This is a genomic window from Microlunatus phosphovorus NM-1 (assembly GCF_000270245.1).
Lineage (GTDB): Bacteria > Actinomycetota > Actinomycetes > Propionibacteriales > Propionibacteriaceae > Microlunatus > Microlunatus phosphovorus.
Window position 1 is genome coordinate 4,547,584 of record NC_015635.1, and the last position, 20,452, is coordinate 4,568,035.

12 protein-coding genes are annotated in these 20,452 nt (G+C 67.8%); 6 read left to right on the forward strand and 6 right to left on the reverse strand.

Annotated features, from left to right (window positions below; genetic code table 11):
- The first annotated feature begins 21 nt into the window (after positions 1–21).
- Positions 22–813: a metallophosphoesterase family protein gene (locus MLP_RS20560; RefSeq protein ID WP_013865103.1), complete on the forward strand. Its 792-nt coding sequence runs from the start codon at positions 22–24 to the stop codon at positions 811–813.
- 53 nt (positions 814–866) lie between these two features.
- On the opposite strand, the gene MLP_RS20565 is transcribed toward MLP_RS20560, so the two are convergent.
- Together MLP_RS20565 and MLP_RS20570 are read right to left on the reverse strand one after the other, a co-directional pair.
- Positions 867–1,745 (reverse strand): hypothetical protein, encoded by an 879-nt coding sequence (locus tag MLP_RS20565; protein ID WP_013865104.1) that lies wholly within the window; start codon positions 1,743–1,745, stop codon positions 867–869.
- A 315-nt stretch (positions 1,746–2,060) separates the two neighbouring features.
- Positions 2,061–8,006 (reverse strand): DUF3320 domain-containing protein, encoded by a 5,946-nt coding sequence (locus tag MLP_RS20570; RefSeq protein WP_041790392.1) that lies wholly within the window; start codon positions 8,004–8,006, stop codon positions 2,061–2,063.
- Between the two features lie 175 nt (positions 8,007–8,181).
- Here MLP_RS20570 and mshA point away from each other — a divergent pair, with 175 nt between their 5' ends.
- A complete protein-coding gene (mshA, locus tag MLP_RS20575) occupies positions 8,182–9,468 on the forward strand; it encodes a D-inositol-3-phosphate glycosyltransferase (protein WP_013865106.1) in 1,287 nt (428 codons plus the stop codon).
- 4 nt (positions 9,469–9,472) lie between these two features.
- Here mshA and MLP_RS20580 read toward each other — a convergent pair whose 3' ends face one another.
- Positions 9,473–10,936, reverse strand: a complete 1,464-nt coding sequence (locus MLP_RS20580; RefSeq protein WP_013865107.1) for an MFS transporter — start codon at positions 10,934–10,936, stop codon at positions 9,473–9,475.
- Between the two features lie 91 nt (positions 10,937–11,027).
- On the opposite strand from MLP_RS20580, the gene MLP_RS20585 reads away from it, so the two are divergent.
- Entirely contained in the window at positions 11,028–11,555 is a 528-nt protein-coding gene (locus MLP_RS20585) for a hypothetical protein (RefSeq protein ID WP_013865108.1), read from the forward strand.
- A gap of 95 nt (positions 11,556–11,650) precedes the next feature.
- Here the strand turns inward: MLP_RS20585 and MLP_RS20590 are convergent, their stop codons facing one another.
- On the reverse strand, positions 11,651–14,638 hold the full coding sequence (locus tag MLP_RS20590) for a bifunctional [glutamine synthetase] adenylyltransferase/[glutamine synthetase]-adenylyl-L-tyrosine phosphorylase (RefSeq protein WP_013865109.1): 2,988 nt from the start codon (positions 14,636–14,638) through the stop codon (positions 11,651–11,653).
- 116 nt (positions 14,639–14,754) lie between these two features.
- Here MLP_RS20590 and MLP_RS20595 point away from each other — a divergent pair, with 116 nt between their 5' ends.
- Together MLP_RS20595 and MLP_RS20600 are read left to right on the forward strand one after the other, a co-directional pair.
- On the forward strand, positions 14,755–15,537 hold the full coding sequence (locus MLP_RS20595) for a maleylpyruvate isomerase family mycothiol-dependent enzyme (protein WP_013865110.1): 783 nt from the start codon (positions 14,755–14,757) through the stop codon (positions 15,535–15,537).
- 439 nt (positions 15,538–15,976) lie between these two features.
- Complete coding sequence (locus MLP_RS20600; protein WP_156821243.1) at positions 15,977–17,248, forward strand: multidrug effflux MFS transporter; 1,272 nt, start codon at positions 15,977–15,979, stop codon at positions 17,246–17,248.
- Positions 17,249–17,534: 286 nt separating this feature from the next.
- Here MLP_RS20600 and MLP_RS20605 read toward each other — a convergent pair whose 3' ends face one another.
- Positions 17,535–18,872: a glutamine synthetase family protein gene (locus MLP_RS20605; protein ID WP_013865112.1), complete on the reverse strand. Its 1,338-nt coding sequence runs from the start codon at positions 18,870–18,872 to the stop codon at positions 17,535–17,537.
- A 120-nt stretch (positions 18,873–18,992) separates the two neighbouring features.
- On the opposite strand from MLP_RS20605, the gene MLP_RS20610 reads away from it, so the two are divergent.
- Positions 18,993–19,913, forward strand: coding sequence for a DUF2510 domain-containing protein (locus tag MLP_RS20610; RefSeq protein WP_013865113.1), 921 nt, complete (start codon positions 18,993–18,995; stop codon positions 19,911–19,913).
- A 91-nt stretch (positions 19,914–20,004) separates the two neighbouring features.
- Here the strand turns inward: MLP_RS20610 and MLP_RS20615 are convergent, their stop codons facing one another.
- Positions 20,005–20,439 carry a Fur family transcriptional regulator gene (locus MLP_RS20615; protein ID WP_013865114.1) on the reverse strand — a complete coding sequence of 145 codons (435 nt, stop codon included), beginning with the start codon at positions 20,437–20,439 and terminating at the stop codon, positions 20,005–20,007.
- Positions 20,440–20,452 lie beyond the last annotated feature (13 nt).

Here is a 20,452-nt window from a genome sequence, read left to right on the forward strand (position 1 = left end):
CCAGCGACTACGGTCCTTGCCATGGTGCAGGTGGTGTTCGCTGGCGATTGGCATGGCAACGTGCGCTGGGCCACCAGCCGCATCGAGTCGATCGGCGCAGCTGGAATCACGACGATCCTGCATGTCGGCGACTTCGGGATCTGGCCCGGCTCGTTCGGTAAGCGCTACCTGGAGGCTGTCGAGAACGCCTGCGTACGCCAGGGTGTCGAGGTTCTCGTCACGCCTGGCAATCACGAGGACTGGGCGCGACTGACGACGCTGTGGCAGCACAGCAAGCATCGCGATCCCGCGACCGGCGCGGACCTGCCCGTCCGGTTGACCGAGCACGTCCAGGTGCTGCCTCGGGGCTACCGGTTCACCATCGGCAAGACGACCTTCCTCTCGTTCGGCGGTGCTGCTTCTGTCGACAAGCACCGGCGTACCGAGGGCGTCGACTGGTGGCCGGAGGAGATGCCGTCGGAGGCAGACGTCGAAGGGGCCGTGACCGACGGGCCGGTCGACATCCTCATCACCCACGACTCACCCGAGCTGGAGTGGTGTGTCCCCGCGGTCCGCGAGACACTCGCCCACAACCCGTACGGGTGGCCGCGGGACTCGCTGTCGTGGGCCGCGGTCTCCCGCGCCCGGGTCAACCGCGTCTTCGAGGCCGTCCAGCCGCGAGTGCTCGTCCACGGTCATCATCACGTCTGGGGCGAACGTGTCGTTCAGTTGCCCAACGTCCCGTACGAGACCAGGGTCATCTCGCTCAGCTGTGATGGCGTGGCCGGCAACCTCTGGCGCCTTGACCTCGACGCGCCGGCTTCGGCGCGATGAAGTCCCCGTAGAACCAGCCACAATGTCTGACCGTCGGCTGCGACGCCGAGAACTCAGTCGCCCCAGAACCAACGAAGGCCAACCGTCCCTGGGCCGAACTTGGCGACGGTGCGGTGCACGCTGGTGCCATGGATCGGCACCTCGTGAGACTCCTCGGTCCCGTTGACGATGGTGAATGACTCACATCGCACGGGCACCTTGTCCGGATGGTACCGAACCCACAGACTCACGGACCCCACCCGCGGCCAGGCCCAGTAGCGAAGCTCGTTGTCGTCCTCGGCGGCATCGAGCTCCACCTGCTGCTCGACGATCGCAGTCTCCCCTACCTGCAGCTCTTCCTCCAGCAGCATCTCGGCGATCGTCACCATCGACTCCCGGTCTCGAACCACCTGGCCGACGCGATATCCCCCGAGCGAGGTGAACTCCAACGGGCGCTCGTCGGGCGTCTCGCCCACCATCACCAGGGCAAGACGTCGGGCACCAGGGACAACGGCTTCGAGCACCGCGATGTTGGTGAACCGTACGGCGCACCCCCGCGCGTCGAGGTCGTACTTCGTGGTGACCTCCCGCTCCACCAGCTCCTCGTACGGGTGGCTCATTCCCAGCTCGCGCAGGAGTCGAAGGATCACGTCCTGCCGGTCTGGATAGACAGCGAACAGATCGGAGCGCGGCAGCCGGCGACGCCCCGGCGAGGTCAGCGACTCGAGCTCACCGGGAAGCATTCCCAGGATCTCCTCGATGACGACGACTGCGCGCATCGACTGCTCCTGCTGGGGTTGACGCAGCCCGGACCGCCAATAGCTGAGTGCAGCCAGACTCATCGGCGTTCCCCGGGCGGCGAGTGCGTCCCGCAGAGCCGCCAGGCTCATTCCGCGCCGCTCGAGGCCTTCAGCCAACGCATCGGCGAATCTGTGGCCCCGCCCCGCGCTCATTCGTCACCCCCGACGCATTGGATGTCCCCGCCAAACGACGGTGTGATCGGCTCACCTGCGGTTGGTCATCCTATGGCTCAGGACTTGGTCAGCCTATTGACACGGATCTCGACACAAGTGTGAAAGGCCTCTGTCTAGGCTGTCGATCAGGTGCTGTACCGGGATGGACTGAGACGCGAGGAGCAAGGGGATCGCGACCGACATCGTTTGGGGGCTGGGGTGCAACGCCTGAACTGGGTCCTCGTCCGCCGGCGAAGAGTTCCGCCGGTGAGGGCCCAGTTCCATTGCCTGCGAGTGTGTGATCATCCAGCCGGATCAGGAAACCGTCACCACTCCTCCGCGAACGGTCAACCGCTCGCGCTGCATCCCGACCTCCAACGCCGCGGACAGCCGTGACCGCACCGGCTCGGTCACCCGGTTGCCACCGAACAGCTTGTACGTCTGCTTGAACAGCTCTTCGATGCCGATCCCCATCGCCTGGGTGGCCACGTACGCCATCGCGTTGGCGATCTCCAACTGCGCGATGTCGGTGACCGGACGGGTTTTGATGTCGTCGGAGGTACGGAAACCGGACCAGTCCAACGGGTCGCGACTCGGCGGCCAGCAGAACCCCTCGCCGTCCCGGAGCGCCTCCCGGGGTAGCAGCGTACGCAGTTGGGCAGCACGCTGCTCCACCAGTCTGGTCCGCCCGTACGCCCGGACCACTCGGCGAGCCAGCCGCTCGACGCTGATCGGCCCGCATTCTTCGATGATCGCCGTCATCACGGCCACCACCTGTTGGCGGGCAGCCGGGTCATAGTCGAGCCGTTCGAGCACGCTGCTCGGGTAGGGGCCGAACTCTGGTTCCCGATACTGCTCGAGTCCGGACGAAGCGCTGTCGGTCGGAGTCACCAACTCAAGCCCGTCGAGTTCATCTGTCGCTCCCGGCTCGCTTGACTCGCCCAGCTCCTCCAATTCTCCCGAGCCAGCCGAATCAGCTGACACAGCCGGAGGCTCATACTCCGACCAGGTCGTCGACACGGCCAGCTCCCCCACCTGGCGCGGCGCATCGGCCGACGCGTGAGCCCGCACCACCAGATCACGTACGACACTCTCGGGATCGGACAGCCAGGCCGGCAGCCAGACGCGCGCCACGCCGGGCCAGCCCATCAGCCCACCGAGCACATTGACCGGTGCGCCGTCCCGGTCGCTGCTGGTCGCCCGCGCGGCCCACACCGGACCGTCGAGCAGCACCGTCAGCGTCGGCACCGAACCACGTCCCGGCGCGGCCACCGCCAGATCGATCCGGAACTCCGACAGGCCCACCTCGGTCTGGACCACACATCCGGCTGCTCGCAAGGCCGCAGCAATCTGCTCGGCATGCCGATCCACCGCGACCTCACTGCGCACCCGGTCCGGCACCCCATGCTTGGCCTGCTCCAGGTACGCCCGCAGATGCCGGATGCCGACCGAGGAGGTCTGCTCGATCCGCAGGTCCTCCGGCTCGAAGGAGGAGAACATCATCACCCGGCGCCGAGCCCTGGTGACGGCAACATTCAGCCGCCGCTCCCCACCGGATCGGTTCAAGGGCCCGAAGTTCAGCGGCAGCACACCGTGACTGTCGACCGAGAAGCCGGTGGAGAAGATGATCACGTCGCGTTCGTCGCCTTGGACGTTCTCGAGGTTCTTCACGAACAGCCCGTCGTCCTTGAGCGCCAGCGCCTCCCGAATCCCCGCGACGTCGCTGTCCCACAGCATCGACTCGATCAGCGCCCGCTGCTGGATGTTGAAAGTCACCACCCCGATCGAGCGTTCCCGCTGCTGCCAGCGCCGCAAGACCTCCTCGACCACGGCCGCCGCCTCGACGGGATTGGTTCGCAGCATCCCCTTCTCGAGTCCGCGCGTCCCGCTCCGCAGAAACGTCCCGTCCACCCGGGTGAAGCTGACCCCGGTGTCGGCGTGCTGCCCGGGGAACGCCGGGAACGACGACAAACGATCCTCGTAGTACTGCGCGTTCGAGAAGCTGATCAGACTCTCATCCCGACTCCGGTAGTGCCACGACAGCCACAGTCTCGGCAGTCCAGCCTGCACGCACTCCGACAGGATCGACTCCTCATCCGGGATGACCAGGAAATCGTCCGCGTCGCCTTCGCTCACCTCGTCGTCGCTACCGAGCTGGGCGAAGCTGTACGGCGGCATCTGCTTGGAGTCGCCGGCGACCACACAAGCGGTCGCGCGACCGAGGGCGCCGATCGCGTCCGGCACCGTGATCTGCGATGCCTCGTCGAAGACCACCAGATCGAAGTCCATCGCCCCGGGCGCGATGAACCGCGCCAGCGAGTCCGGGCTGACCAGCACACACGGTGTGATCGCGGCAATCACCTCGCCGTACTTGCTGATCAGCTCGCGTACGCTCAGCCCGCCTCGGGTACGCCCGACCTCTCGCTCCAAGGCGGCGACCTTGCCGAACAACGCCCCGCTGCCGAACGGCCGCGCCTGCACCAGCGTCGCCGGCAACACCGTGGTCAGGGCTGTCCGGACCGCATCACTGGAGCCCAAGAACCTGCCGACCGAACGGTCCTGGCCGGCTGCGTCGAAGCCGCGGAAGCCGCCGGCATCCCAGCGTTCGATCAGCGAGCCTTCGGCCAAGCCCCGCTCCAGGGCAGCCATCGCTTCTGTGCCAGCCACCTGTCCGCTCAGCAACTGCCACCGCGCTTCGGGCAACTCCGCAGCCAGGCTGTCCACGGCCGCCGCCGCGCGCAGCCAGCGTTGCAGAGCGGCGACATGGGGCAGGTCGGCGGCCCGCGCCGACTCGCCGGCGCTCCAGGCCTGGAGCAGACCACCCGCGCCGTACGCCTCCTGATCGAGAGGACGGCTGTTCGTCGCCGCGAACGCAGCGCCCAACCGATCGAGTGCCTCGGTCAGCACCTGCGCAGCGGCGCCCAACAGAGCCGGCTCCCGCTGGCGTACGCCGATGGTCTCGGCGGCGTGCCGGGGGCCGAGCCGGTCCAACGCAGTGCGATAGGCGTCCAGGTCCCGCAGCGCTACCGCCAACCGCTGCGCACCGTCGGCGCTGAGGAGATTGAGTGCCGGCAGTCCTCGCAGCCCGGGGAGCGCCTGCCACCCGGCGGCCACGGAGCGCAGCTGGCCGGCCAGTCCAGCCAATGCATCCACCCGAGCCGGCAACTCCTTGGGCGAGAGGGTGCGCCCCGGACGCAGCTGCGCCAGCACCGGTGCGGCGGCCGTCAGCAGTCGGCCTTTGCGCCCGAGGAAGAAGGAGTGTTCGGCGATCCGCAAGGCCTGGCGGACGGGTTCGAGATCCACCTCGAACACCTCTGGTGCGAAGTCCGCGAGGGCACCCTCCGCGGCAGCGTGCAATGCCTGGGTCCGTCCGTCCAGCTCGGCACGGGCCGCGCGCCAGCGTTGGCTGTCCAGCTCGCGGAGGTCGTGACCGTCGACGGGCGCCGAGAGCAGCAAGATCAGATCAGCCAACTGTTGCCAGGTGGTGCACCCGCGCAGCAGCCCGACGGTCCCCGGCAGCAGTTGATCGAGGGTCGCCAGCGCCGCATCGACAGCCGCATTGGCCGCGGCCAGCAAACCGGGCAGCGCTCCGGGCTCGGCTGACAGCCGCCGATCGACCGGCCCAGCCCCGACGAACCCCCAGGCCTTCGCCACCTCAGGGTCAAGCGCGGCCAGATCGTCCACCGCACCGGCGATCACCTGCCGCAACCTCGCCAGTCCGGCACCGTCACCACTGCCGTCGGCGCTGTCACCACCAGCAGGGCTCGCGTTCTGCCCACCCAGCACAGCAGGTGGCACGGTCAGCGTCGGCCCTGGACCGCGGGCCAGTGCGGTGGCCCGAGCGCTCCACAGGGACAGCCCGGCCCGGTTCGGCCGATGGAGCCGTTCGGCGTAGGTTCGCAGGGCAGCCGCAGACCCCTCGAGCTCGCCCAGCGCCGCACGATAGCCATCCAGGTCCGATCGCGGGCGCTGACCCAACGCCGTCTTGATCCGAGCCCGGACCTCGGCCGGTCGAGCGCTGTGATCGTGCAGATCCAGCGCGTACGGCAGTAGTCCCACCTCGCCGAGCCGGTGTCGGACCACGTCGAGCGCCGCTCCCTTCTCCGCGACGAACAACACCTTGCGACCCTGGGCGAGCTGGTCGGCGACGATGTTGGTGATCGTCTGGGACTTGCCGGTGCCAGGTGGTCCTTCCAGCACGAAACTGTGACCGGCCCGCGCAGCTGCGATGGCTCGTGCCTGCGATCCGTCCGCTGGGATCGGAGCCGCCGCGACCACCTCGTCCAGCATCTGGTGGGACACCTCAGCAGGCTCGGCACCGTCGACGACCTTGCCGCTGAGCAGCTGCGCGACCAGCGGTTGAGCGGCGAATCGCTGCCAATGCTCGTCCAGATCGCGCCACAGCAGGAAGCCGGTGAACCCACCGATGATCAGCCGAGCTTCGCTCTCCACCCGGAACGGCAGTCCGGACTCCGCGATCGCCTCGCGTACCTGACGTACGACGGCGTCGACATCGATACCCTCACCGGACGATCGGCGCGGCAACTCGGCGAGAGCGGGCACCGTGAAGCCGAACTCGACGCGCAGCTTCTCCAACAAGGAGAGATTGAGCGACAACGATCGGGTCTGATCGGCAGCCAACCGGTACGGCATCACCACGCCCTTGATGTCGACCGGCAGCAACAGCAGCGGCGCCGCCAGCTCACGGTCTCCCAGCTGCCAGTCCAGCCGGCCGAGAGTCAGCATCAGCGGGTTGGCGCCGGTCTCCTGCCACCCGGTCCGGGCGCGATAACGCACTCGGGCGAAAGCGCGATCATGTGCCTCCCGGTCATGTCCGGAATAGATGGTCGCCTTGTTGACCAGCATGGCCCGTTGCACATCGGCCGGCAGCGCGTACGCATCCCGGGCGCCCTCGCTGAGGACGGCACCGGTCAGATCGTCAGCCGCCCGGACCGAAACCGTGCGACCGTCCTGCAGCTGGTCGGCCAGCACTCCCAGATGCTCCGACGGAAGAAGCAGTGGCACCTGGGTCATCGGCTGCCGCAGGTTGAGCAGCTTGTTGCGCAGCGTCAGGTCGAGCAGCGCGTTCTTCCAGGCCTGCACCCTGGGCGGCACCGGCTCTGTGACTTCCCGAGCAGCGGCGGCAGCGGCCTGGTCCGTCGGACCGGCGGCCGGTGCCGCCGGGGAAAGAGGCGGCGGCGCGTACTCGATCACTTCGACGACGCCGTCCGACCGCACTCGGCGGGCAGGCAGCGGGTAGACCTGCAGCATCCTGGCCATCGCGACGTCGACCACCCCGAGCAGCTGAGCCGCACCACCGAGGAAGTAGGCGTCCTTGGGAGATTGCCCAGCCCGACGGACCAGATCGCGCGGCGGGCGGCGCTCGCGGGTGACCATGGTGGTCTCCAGCACACCCATCAGGTTCAGATCGACCGCATTGGCGGGGACCGCGATCTGCGTGCTGGCTGCATCGGGGAGACCACGGTCTGCGGCACGCCAATAGCCGAGGAAGGCGTGCCCGTACGCGATCCAGACCACCGGCGCGATGCCGACGTGCTCCAACGTCGAGGCCAGCAGCAGCGTGGTGTCCAGGCAGGTGCCGACCCGATCGGTGAGGACGTCGCCCGGGGTACGCACCTTCTGCCCATAGCCCCAGCTCGCCGGCGGTTCCGCGTAATAGATCTCCCGATCATGGACGGCCGTGAAGATCGCCCCGACGATCTCGTCGATCCGTTCCGAGCTGACCGCACCGACCGCGAGTGACCCGCTGCCCGTTCGCTTGGCCAACAGTTGGGCCGCCTCGGAGACCAGCGGCGGCAGCGCGGGATGGTTGGGCTGGACGAACGCAGCCAGCGTCTCCAGCGACAGCACCGGCGCGGCCGGGTCCAGGATCCACTGCCGCGCTGCCAGCACCCGGACCGGGTGAGTCATGACGCCGATGGGCTCGCCCGCCGCCGCGACGTCCACCACGATCTCGGCCCCGGTTTCCTCCTCGATCTCGGCCAGTTGGGCCGCATCAAGTCGGAGCGATGGCTGCTGCACGGTCAATGGCTGCCCCGGCTCGACCCGCTCCGCTCGGTGCTGCCAGGGACGACTCAGGACGGTGCCGAAATCGTCGATCAGCCGGGCGGAGACCAGCACCTCGGCCAGCGGTTCGGCCGAGGCGACGACGATCCGATGCAGGAACGGCAGACCGTTGTGGGCCATCGCATGATTGACCACCGGCGCGGCGAGCACCTCGATGGTCACCTCCGCCGTCATGCGCGCCACCCTAATAGCGGCGGACGGTCACTCCGTGACAAACCTGCGGGTCAGACGCGTGCACGAACGCGACACGCCGCTCGGGTTCAACTGAGCCACGCGTTCGTCCCGTTGTCACGATGGACTGGATCGATGCTGCGCTGCCATAGCCCACGCCGAGGGTTAGCCTGACCTCGTGCCGGAGACCCCCACCCATCCGCGACATCTCAGCCCGGTCGCCTACCCACGACGGGTGGCGATGATCAGTGTCCATACATCTCCGTTGGCCACGCCGGGCGTCGGCGATGCCGGCGGCCTCAATGTGTATGTCGCCGAGTTGGCCAAGCGGCTCGGCGAGCGTGGGCTGGGCGTCGACGTGTTCACGCGGCGGACCGATCCCGACACCCCGGAGATCGTCGACATCAATGAGCATGCCCGGGTCATCCAGCTGGCCGCCGGCCCGGTCGCCGAGGTCGCCAAGGAACTGCTGCCCGGCTACCTCGACGAGTTCGCCGCAGCGATGGAGCCGCACATACCGGATCATCAGGTGCTGCATTCGCACTACTGGCTGTCCGGCATGGTGGCCCGCACCTTGCGGGACCAACACCAGATTCCGATGGTCCACACGATGCACACCATGGCCCGGGTGAAGAACGAGCTCCGCGGCGACGGCCACCTCGCCGAACCCGACATCCGGGAACAGGGTGAGGCCGCGATCGTCGCCAGCGCCGACATCCTGACCGCCAACACGACCGCCGAGGCAGCCGAACTACGGCGCCACTATCACGCTCGATCGGAGCAGATCGCGGTCGTGCCACCCGGGGTCGACCTGCACACCTTCCACCCTTGCGACCAGCCGAAGTCGCGAGCCCAACTCGGCGTCGCCCAAGACGCCGAGGTGATCTTGTTCGTCGGCCGGATTCAGCCGTTGAAGGCCCCGGACGTGTTGATCAGGGCGGCAGCCCGGCTGGTCGCCGCGCGCCCGGAACGCCGGGAGCGGCTCCGGCTGATCATCATCGGCAGCCCCAGCGGTCCGGAGTCAGCCTGGGCCCAGACCCTGCCCGGACTGGTCGCGAACCTCGGAATCAGCGATGTGGTGGAGTTCCGGCCGCACTCCCCGAGGGCCGAGCTGTTCCGTTGGTACTGCGTGTCCGACGTCGTCGGCGTGCCGTCGCACAACGAGTCGTTCGGACTGGTCGCTCTGGAAGCCCAGGCCTGCGGCCGCCCGGTGGTCGCCACAGATGTCGGCGGGTTGCGGCACGCGGTCGACGACGGCGCCACCGGGCTGCTGGTCCCCAACCACGATCCGGGCGAGTGGGCGGAGGCCCTCGGCGCGATCCTGGACGACCGGGAGGCTGCCAGCTGGCTGGGCGCCACCGGTGCGGTGCACGCAACCAGGTTCAGTTGGTCCAACACCGCTGCCTCGACCCTGCGTGCGTACGCATCGGCACAACGCGCGTACGCCCGCGCCGAGCAGCACTGAGCCCTCAGGAGCCCTTCGCCTCGGCGTCGGCAGCGGTCAGCGGCTGGGCGATATCCTCCAGCGACCGCCGCTCCGCATCGACACCGAGGAAGGCCGCAACGATGCCACCGGCGATCATCAGTGCGGCACCGATGAAGTAGCCCGGCGCGATCCCGGTGATGTCGCCGCCCTCGGCGGCGTTGCCGATCAGCGTCCCGAACAGCAGCGGGCCGGCGATACCACCAGCTGCTGTGCCGATCGCATAGAAGAACGCGATGCACAATGCCCGGGTCTCCATCGGGAAGATCTCGCTGGCAGTCAGGTACGCCGAACTGGCACCGGCCGAGGCGAAGAAGAAGACGACCGCTCCGGCCAGCGTGAGAGTCACCGCGGTCAGACCGCCGAGCAGCACGCCTGTCACCGCCAGCAGGACGCCCGAAAGCAGATAGGTCCCGGCGATCATCTTGCGCCTGCCGACCGTGTCGAACAGCCGACTCAACAGCAGCGCCCCGGCGAAGTTGCTGACCGCGAAGACGGCGATGTAGCCGCCGGTGCGTTCCACTCCCAGGAAGCTCGTCAAGGTATCGCCGTAGGTGAAGAAGAACGCGTTGTACAAGAACGCCTGTCCGACGAACAACGAGAAGCACAGGATCGTACGGCGCGGATAGAGCGTGAACACCGTGCGAGCGATCTCGGTCATGGCGATCGTGTGTCGCTGCCGGATGGTGATCTTCTCGTCCACCGGTTGGAACTCGACCTGGTCCTCCTCGGCCACCCGCTTCTCGATGCCCTGCACGATCCGTTCGGCTTCCTCGTCCCGGCCGTGGATGAACAGCCACCGCGGACTCTCCGGCACATGGCGCCGCACGATCAAGATCACGATGGCCAAGGTGCCGCCCAGTCCGAAGGCCAACCGCCAGCCGAGGGCCGGATTGACCAGGGTCGGATCCAGCAGCGGCAGCGTCAGCAGTGCACCGGCGGCCGCCCCCAGCCAGTAGGAGCCGTTGATCATCACATCGACCCGGCCGCGATAGTGCTTGGGGATCAGTTCGTCGATCGCTGAGTTGATCGCCGCATACTCTCCGCCGATGCCCGCTCCGGTGAAGAACCGGCACACCAGATACCAGGTCGGGTTCATCGAGAACGCGGTCAGCACCGTGGCGACGGTGTAGAGGCCGAGAGTGATCAAGAAGAGCCGCTTGCGGCCGAACCGGTCAGTCAGCTGACCGAAGACCAGGGAGCCCAGACAGGCTCCGGCAACATAGACCGCACCCGCGAGCCCGATCTGAGCACTGGTCAGCCCCAGTCCGGTGTCGGCGGGCTTCAAGGCTTCCGACATGGAGCCGACGATCGTGACCTCCAGACCGTCGAGGATCCAGACCGTGCCCAGCCCGATCACGATCAGCCAGTGGAATCTCGCCCACGGAAGCCGATCGAGCCGCGCCGGAATGTCGGTGCTGATAGTGCCGGTCTGAGCGTCACGCGACATGAACCATCCTCCTGGTCACGGGTCCGCAGGACCTGTGTCGAGACGTCGAGCGACCCACTGGATCGATACCCCTGCTGGCAGGATGGAAACCATGAGACCCAGGCAGGCCCGCCGAGGCTGGCCGCTGATCGCCCTGTTCGCCGCGGCCACCACCGGGTGCCACGCGGCAGCACCGGTCGGTCAGGCCTGCACCGAGATCGGCGCTCAACCGGGTGTCAGCGTGGTGGTCGAGCGCGCGGTCGTCGAACGTACGACTGCCACCGACCCGCTGACGTTGAGGCTGCGGATCTGCCAGACCGACTGCGTCGACCAGACCGTGGAGCTGCAACCGGGATCAGTGACTGTCGACGAGAACTGCCCCACTACTGATCCGGGCAAAGACCCGGACGGCTCCTGTTCCGCCTCGTCGTCACCCGACGGCACGCTGATCGGCTTCGCCGACGTGGCCACACTGACCGCGGGTCCCGTGCAGGTCAGCGGCACAATCCGGAGCGGCACGGGGACGACCAAGCTCGCTCAGGTCACCGTCACCGCCGAGACGACCTACCCCAACGGGCAGGACTGCCCCGGCGAAGCGCCCCAGGCAGCCGTCCGGGTGACCCCCACCGGCCTGCGCTGACCTGAATTCTGTCGAGCTATCCCCACCAGGTGCAGTCAGCTCGGCAAAGTTCGCCAAGCCGGCGCGGACCATGGCTGAGGTGCCGAGCGCGGTCGTCAGCGCAGTCGCCGGTCGCCGTCCTTCAGGCCCCAGAACACCCGGTCCACCACCGCATGTGCGCGACGGGTGACGCGCCGATAGTCGGCCAGCAGGTGGGAGGACTCACCCGACCCATAGCCCATCAGCTCGGCCAAGGCCGCCAGCTCCCGGGTATCGCTGGGCAGCGAATCCGAGCCGCGACCGCGTACCAGCATGATCTGGTTTCTGATCTTGCTGGCCAGCAGCCAGGCGGCCTCCAGGTGACCGGCGTCCTGCGGATCGATCAGCTCGGCCCGCCGGGCGGCCCGAAGTGCCTCGATCGTCCGAGACGTCCGCAACTCCGGCACTTCGTGGGCATGCTGCAACTGCAGCAGCTGCACCGTCCACTCCACGTCGGCGAGGCCGCCGGGTCCCAGCTTGGTGTGTTTAGCCGGATCTGCACCGCGCGGCAGTCGTTCGGCGTCCACCCGCGCCTTGAGCCGGCGGATCTCGTGCACCTGGGAAGTCGACAGCCCACCGTCGGGCCAGCGCTTCTCATCGATGAGCGCCATCAACTCCTGACCGAGACCCGGTGAGCCGGCCATCGCGTCGGCGCGAACCAGCGCCTGCATCTCCCAGGTGGACGACCAGCGGCTGTAGTAGTTCCGGTACGCGGTCAGCGTCCTGATCAGCGCCCCGCCCTTGCCTTCTGGCCGCAGATCGGCGTCGATGCTCAGCGGCGGATCAGCGCTCGGCCGGGTCAACAGACGCCGCATCTCCGAGATCACCGAGCCGGCGATCTTGGTCCAGTCCTGGTCGATGCTGACCGGGTCGGCCATCACGAACATCGCATCGGCGTCCGAGGCGTACGACAGCTCTCGCCCGCCCCAGCGGCCCATCCCGATCACGGCGATCTCCGGCACCTGCTCCGCTCCCGAAGCCCGGCGAGCGACATCGAGGGTCGCATGCACGGTCGCCGAGGCGAGCTCGGAGAGCCCGTCGCCCACCGTCAACACGTCGCTCATGCCGAGCAGATCGCTCGCCGCGATCCGGAAGAGCTCGCGGCGGCGGATTGCCCGGATCGACTCGACCGCGGGGATCGGCTCCTCCGAGCGCCGGGCGGCGGCCTGCATCTCGGCGCGCAGATCGGCCTCGGACTTCGGCACCAGTTCGGCGTCGTCGGCCAGCATCTGCATGGTCTGCGGTGCTCGCTGCAGCAACGCGACCGCATACCGGCTGGAGGCCAGGATCCTGGCCAGTCGCTCGGCCATCATGCCCTCGTCGCGCAACGCGCGCAGATACCAGGGGGTGCTGCCGAGAGTGTCGGAGACCTGCCGGAAGGCGAGCAGTCCGTGGTCGGGGTTGGGCGCCGTCGCGAACCAGCCGAGCATGGCCGGCAAGAGCTGACGCTGGATCTCGGTCTGCCGGGTGACTCCTTGGCTGAGTGCCGCGATGTGCCGCAAGGCGGCCTGCGGATCGGCGTACCCGAGACCCTTCAGTCGATCCACGGCCGACTGCTCGGTCAGCCGCAGGTCCTTCGACGGGATCCGGGCGACCGCGTCCAGCAGCGGTGAGTAGAACAGCCGCTCGTGCAGCCGGCGGACCCGTTGGCAGGCGTGCTTCCAGGTCGACACCACCTGCTCGGCAGGGCGCTGATAGCCGAGTGAGCGGCCGAGCCGGCGCAGATCGGCCTCGTTGTCGGGCATCAGGTGAGTACGCCGCAGGTGGTACAGCTGGACGCGGTGCTCCAGCGTCCGCATGAACTGGTACGCCAACCGGAACAGCTTGCCGTCCTCGCGACCCACGTACCCGTTGTCGGTCAGCGCCTTGAGCGCCGCCAAGGTGGCGCGGTCCCGCAGTCGTTCGTCGACCCGACCGTGGACCAGCTGCAGCAGCTGCACCGAGAACTCGACGTCGCGCAGGCCGCCCTCACCGAGCTTGATCTCGCGACCAGCGTCGCGGGCGGGGATATGGGCGACCACCCGTTTGCGCATGGCCTGGGTGTCGGCGACGAAGTTCTCCCGCTCGGCGGCCCGCCACACCATCGGCGAGACCATGTCCACGAAGTCCTGCGCCAACTGCAGATCACCGGCGCTCGGCCGGGCCTTGAGCATCGCCTGGAACTCCCAGGTCTTGGCCCAGCGCTGGTAGTAGGTGCGATGGCTGGACAGGCTGCGGACCAGCTGACCGGCCTTGCCTTCGGGCCGGAGCGCGGAGTCGACCTCCCAGATGGTCCCGGCCGCGGTGTACGCCGAGCAGATCCGGGTGAGCTCGGCGGCCATCCGGGTGGCGGTGCTGACCGCCTGCTCACCGCTGATCAACGGACTGCCGTCGGCGTCGAGCATCGGCTCCGCCACGAACAGCACGTCGACATCGCTGACGTAGTTGAGCTCCTGGGCGCCACACTTGCCCAGTCCGACGACCGCCAGTCGTGTCTTCAGCCCCTTCTCCCCTACCTTGGCCCGGCTGATCGCCAGCGCGGCTTCCAAGGTCGCATCGGCCAGGTCGGACAGCGCGTCGGCGACCCGCGGCATCACCTCGATCGGTTCCGGGTCGCAGACGTCCCACGCGGCGATGCGCATCAGGTGACCGCGATAGGCCAATCGCAGCCCGTCCCCGACCAGGTCCGTGGCCAGCGGCAGTGGAGCTTCCGGGTCAGCGCCGACAGAACGGAGCAACTCGGCGCGGATCTGGTCGGCGCTGAGCGGCCGTACGTCACCGTCGAGCCAGTCCACCTGCTCGGGTCGGGCCAACAGATGGCGACCGATGTATTCACTGGCCCCCAGCAGCGTGATCAGCTGCCGAGCCAGGTCGGGTGAGTTGGTCAGCCGGAGCAGCAGATCAGGGACGACCTCCCCGAGCCGGTCGATCGCGCTGAGCGCGAGATCGGGGTCCGCGGCCTCCGTCACCAAATCGAGCAGATGTGCCTGCGCGTCGTCCCAGTCGCCGAGGATCTGCATGGCAGCAGCCGGATCGGCGAATCCTCGCCGAGCCAGCACACCCTGAGTCGTCTCGATCCGGCTCACGGACAGTGATCGTACTTGTGAGCTGCCGACGTAGGTGGCTTGGCTCCACGCATCGGCATGAACGGATGCGTCGGCGTCAACGGATATGTCGGCGGGAGGTGAGCGAAGATGGAGCCGTGCGCCACCGACCGACCGCCGCGGATGCCTTGCTCGATCAGAGCCATGCTCTGGACGCGTGGCTGCAAGCGCTGCCCGCCGATGCGTACGGCCGACCGAGCGTGCTCGACGGCTGGGACGTGCGGCTGTTGGTCGCCCATCTGCTGCTGATCGAGCGCGGCCTGGTCCGCGTACTGAAGCAACCCAGCAGAGAGAAGCCGCTGGCACCGTACGCGTTCGTCGCCCGCTATCGACCCAGTGTCGAGGCGATCGCCACCTCGACCAACGACACCGCTGCCGAGCACACCGGACCGGAGCTGACAGCTCAGTTCGGCACGTCCCTCGACGTGGTCGCCGCCACGCTCGCCGATGCCTACCCGGCCGTCGTCCAGGCGCCGCGTGGCCCGCTGCGCGCCGAGGACTGGATCGAGACCCGGATCGTCGAGCTCGTCGTCCACACCGACGACCTCAACCGCACCTTCCCCGAGTTGGAGCCGATTCCCTTGGTCCGCTCAGCCTTGGGTCGAACGGCACGTTGCTTGGCGGGGATGCTCGCCGACGCGTATCCCGGACGCTCGGTCGAGGTGCGGATTCCGCCGTACGCGGCCGTGCAGTGCGGGGTCGGCGATCCCGGTCCCACCCACACCCGCGGCACCCCGCCGAATGTGGTGGAGACCGACGTACTCACCTTCCTGCGGCTGGCCACCGGCCGTACGGCTTGGACCGATGCCCTGGCATCCGGCGCCGTGCACGCCTCCGGGCTGCGCGCCGATCTGTCCGACGTCCTGCCGCTTCTCTCCTGACCCCCGTCGCGAGCGGCCGTGAGGCGGAGCGAGGGCTCCGTCTGGAGCGACGAACGAGCGACACGTTCTTTGTCGCGAGTGAGGAGTGAAGACGGAGTCCTAGGGAGCGCAGCCTCACAGCGAGCGACGACAACACAGCGAGCGGCCGTGAGGCGGAGCGAGGGCTCCGTCTGGAGCGACGAACGAGCGACACGTTCTTTGTCGCGAGTGAGGAGTGAAGACGGAGTCCTAGGGAGCGCAGCCTCACAGCGAGCGACGACAACACAGCGAGCGACCGCGAACGAAGCGCGGCTCTGCCTGGACTGAGGAGCGAGCAGGCACGCTTTTCGTCTGCGAGCGACGAGGGAAGGCAGAGACTCGAGCGCGGAGTGAACAGCGAGCGACGACAACACAGCGCAGCTGCGGGAATGGACTGTTGGCGTGGCGTGTTGGAGGCGGGGTGTCCCAAGGCCGAACTCTGCCCCCCACTGTGCTGACCGATAGTCCGCAGCCGACCGACCTGGCCAGCAGGTTCGTCGGTCGCAAGTACGTCCAGCTCGTCGTCTTGCTCGGTGCGCTGAGCGCGATCGGTCCGATGACCATCGACACCTATCTGCCGGCGCTCCCGGAGCTGACTGCCGAGCTCGGTGCCACCGATGCTCAGGCGCAGGCCACCATCACCGGCCTGCTGGTCGGTCTAGGCTTCGGCCAGCTCATCCTCGGCCCGGTGTCAGACGCGGTGGGACGTCGGAAGCCACTGCTGATCGGACTCGCCGTCCACGCCGGCACGTCGCTGCTGTGTGCGCTGGCGCCGAGCGTCACGATGCTCATCGTCACTCGCACTCTGCAAGGCTTCGCCGGCGCCGCGATCGCGGTGGTCTCGATGGCTATCGTGCGGGATCTCTTCCGGGGCATCCGCGCCGCGCAGCTGCTGTCGCGACTGATGTTGGTGCTCGGCCTCGCCCCGCTGCTCGCGCCGTCGCTGGGCAGCGCCTTGCTGGCGCTGACCTCATGGCGCGGCATCTTCGTTGCGATCGCTCTGGTGGCCGCGCTGATGATGATCCCCGCGTTCATCGCTCTGCCCGAGACCTTGCCGGTCGACCGGCGCCTCTCGGCCAGCGTCCGCGGCACGTTCGGTGCGTACGGCTCGCTGTTCGCCGACCGGCTCTTCATCGTGATGGTGCTGATCGCAGCCATGGTGTTCGCCACGCTGTTCGCCTACATCGCGGGATCCTCATTCGTGCTGCAGGACCTGTACGGCATGACCCCGGCTCAGTTCGGCATCGCCTTCAGCGTCAACACCATCGGGATGATCGTCATGACGCAGGTGAACCCGTGGCTGGTCAGGAGATACGGCCCGGTGAACGTGCTGACCGTCGGCGTGCTGCTGGCCGCGTCCGGAGCGCTCAGTCTGCTGGTGTTGATGCTGCTGGGGGCCGGCGGCTGGTTTGCGTTCCTGGCGCCGCTGTTCTTTGTGTTGTCCGGCGCCGGCTTGTCGTTCCCGAACGCCCCAGCGATCGCGCTGAACCGGCACGGCGAGTCGGCCGGGACCGCGGCAGCGATGCTCGGCGCGGCGCAGTTCATGCTCGGCGGCTCGGTCGCTCCCCTGGTCGGCGTCTTGGACAACGGCACTCCGGTACCGATGGCGATCATCATGGTCGGCACCACCGGCCTGGCTGCCATCCTGCTGCTCACCACCCGGAAGCGACTGCTCCTCGACGACTACCGATAGCCCGTCGCGAGTGAGGAGTGAAGACGGAGTCTTGGGAGCGCAGCCGCCCGTCGCGAGCGACCGTGAGCGGAGCGCGGCTCTGCCTGGACTGAGGAGCGAGCAGACACGCTCTTCGTCTGCGAGCGACGAGGGAAGGCAGAGACTCGAGCGCGGAGTGAACAGCGAGTGACGACCAATACAGCGAGTGACGAATCGCGCAGGGACAGACCCGCGGCTCAACTGGTCAGCCGCGGCGTGTCGCGGGCGATCGAGCGGTTGAGACCCGCATTTGTCCCGCTATCCCCCGCTACAAGACCGGGAGCAGCTTCTGCAGCTCCTGCGGGGTGACCTGGCGACGGTATTCGTCGAACTCGACCCGCTTGTTGCGCAGGAAGAAGTCGAAGACGTGATCGCCGAGGGTCTCGGCGACCAGCTCGGAGCGTTCCATCACCCGGATCGCCTCGTCCAGGTTTCGCGGCAGCGGCTCGATGCCCAGCGCCTGCCGCTCGCGCTCGGTGAGGCTCCAGACATCGTCCTCGGCGCCCTCGGGCAGCGGATACTCGCCCTCGACCCCGGCCAGACCCGCGGCCAGCATCAGCGCGAAGGCCAGATAGGGATTGGCCGCAGAGTCGATGGAGCGCAGCTCGATCCGGGCCGAGGCACCCTTGTTCGGCTTGTACATCGGCACCCGCACCAGCGCGGAGCGGTTGTTCCGGCCCCAGCAGATGTAGCTCGGCGCCTCACCGCCGCCGGCCAGTCGCTTGTACGAGTTCACCCACTGGTTGGTCACCGCGGTGATCTCGGCGGCGTGCCGGAGCATGCCGGCGATGAAGTGCCGGGCGGTCTTGCTCAGGTGATACTCCGCGCTCGCGTCATAGAACGCGTTGTTGTCGCCCTCGAACAGCGACATGTGGGTGTGCATCCCCGAGCCCGGCTGGTCGCTGAACGGCTTCGGCATGAACGAAGCGTTGATCCCCTGGGACAGCGCGACCTCCTTGACCACCACCCGGAAGGTCATCAGGTTGTCGGCGGTGGAGAGGGCATCGGCATAACGCAGATCGATCTCCTGCTGTCCTGGCGCCCCTTCGTGATGGGAGAACTCCACCGAGATGCCCATCTGCTCCAGCATCGTGATCGCCTTGCGGCGGAAGTCGCTGCCGATGCTCTGCGGGGTGTGGTCGAAATAGCCCGAGGAGTCCACCGGGATCGGCGGCTCACCCGGGATCACCGGATTCTTGAACAAGAAGAACTCGACCTCGGGGTGGGTGTAGAAGGTGAACCCCAGATCGGCGGCCTTCTTCAGCGCGCGCTTCAGCACATAACGAGGATCGGCGTACGACGGCGACCCGTCCGGCATGGCGATGTCACAGAACATCCGCGCGGTCGCCGGACTCGCATCCCGCCAGGGCAGCACCTGGAAGGTCGACGGGTCCGGCCGCAACACCATGTCGGACTCGTAGACCCGGGCAAAGCCCTCGATCGCCGATCCGTCGAAGCCGAGCCCCTCCGAGAAGGCCCCCTCCAGTTCGGCCGGCGCGATCGCCACCGACTTCAAGAACCCAAGGACGTCGGTGAACCACATCCGGACGAACCTGACGTCTCGTTCCTCGATCGCCCGCAATACGAACTCGGTCTGCTTGTCCACGGTCCCAGTCTGCCGTCCCGGTGGGGTGGGTGCGTACGGCGGGTGGATCGTGTCGCGAGAGATACGGGTCGGCGACGCTCACAACCGCGGTGTACGACGACTGGGTACTAACCTGAGGCAATGTCACAGCCCGGGTGGTATCCCGATCCGGCCGGGGCGCCGAATCGGTACCGGTACTGGGACGGTCACGCCTGGTCGCCAGAGACCACAGACCATCCGGGTGGCGCCTCGCCGCCGACGGCTCAGTCCACCGGTCGCCGGCGCTGGGGTCCGGTGATCATGGTCATCGCGGCAGTCGTGGTCGCCGTCCTGGTGGGCGTGGTGGTCATCCGCGGCCTGCAAACCGACCGGCCAGTGGCCGACCCTGATCCAGGGCCGCTGCCGTCGTCAACCGTCTCAGGGTGGGACGACAGCAGCGCGACCCCGACCCTGGAGCCGAGCAACATCCCCTCCGAAGCACCATCGCGTCCGCTCCCCACTGCGACACCGAGTGAGGCTCGACCGCTGCGCCCGTGCCCGGAGGGGATGCCGATCAGCCGTCAGCCGTACCCCTCCGATGGACGCATGCACGGCGGTGGACTGTCGTTTCCGCGGGTATCGGGATGGGACGATGCCTCCGGGCTCGCGTACAGCTGGGCCTATGACGTCGGAGAGCAGTCGATCCCGGTCGAGTCGCCGGACTGGTACGCCAATCTCGTGGTAGGCGCACTGTTCACCGGCGATGGCTTCGACGAGCCGAAACGGGCCGCGGACCTGGTGATGCAGTGCGTGATCACCTCCGGGCTCTACCCGTACTTCACCGACCGCGAGGAGGTCTGGTCCAAGCCGGTGACGGTCGACGGGCACTCAGCGTGGTCGATCCGCGCCAAGATCTTGATCAAAGACCCCAAGCTGAAGGCGAAGGGCGACACCGTCGAGGTGATCGTGGTGGACACCGACTCGCCGGAGTCGCTCGCCATGTTCATCGGTCAGGTCAATCTCGGCGACACCAAACTGCTCCGCACCCTGGATTCGACGATCAAGAACCTGCGGGTGGAGTAGTTCGTCCCCACAGGAAGGACAGCTGCTCGATCTTGTGGGATCTGCTCGATCTGTAGCCCGAGCAGATCCCACAAGATCGAGCAACAACCATTCAACCCCGCGTACGACAGGCGGGGCAGACCCCCCAGTAGGTGACCTCGGCCTCCTCCACCTCGTACCCGTGGGTCTCCTCCGGCATCGCACAGGGTGTCGACCCGACGGTGCACGGCACGTCCGTCACGCTGCCGCAGCTGCGGCAGACCAGGTGGTGGTGGTTGTCACCGGTGGCGATCTCGAACTTCATCGCCGAGCCGGCCGGCTCGAACCGACGCAGGATGTGGTGATCGGTCAACGTGTTCAAGGCGTCGTAGATCGCCTGCGTGGACACAGCGCCGATCCCGGCCCGGACCCGCTCCGCGACCTGATCGGCGCTGAGATGGGGTGCGGTGTAGACCACGTCGAGCACCGCCAACCGCGGTTGCGTGACACGCAGGCCGACGCCGCGAAGCCGTTCGGCCCAACCGAGCGCCTGCACTGCGGTGGCCATACGACCAAGGCAA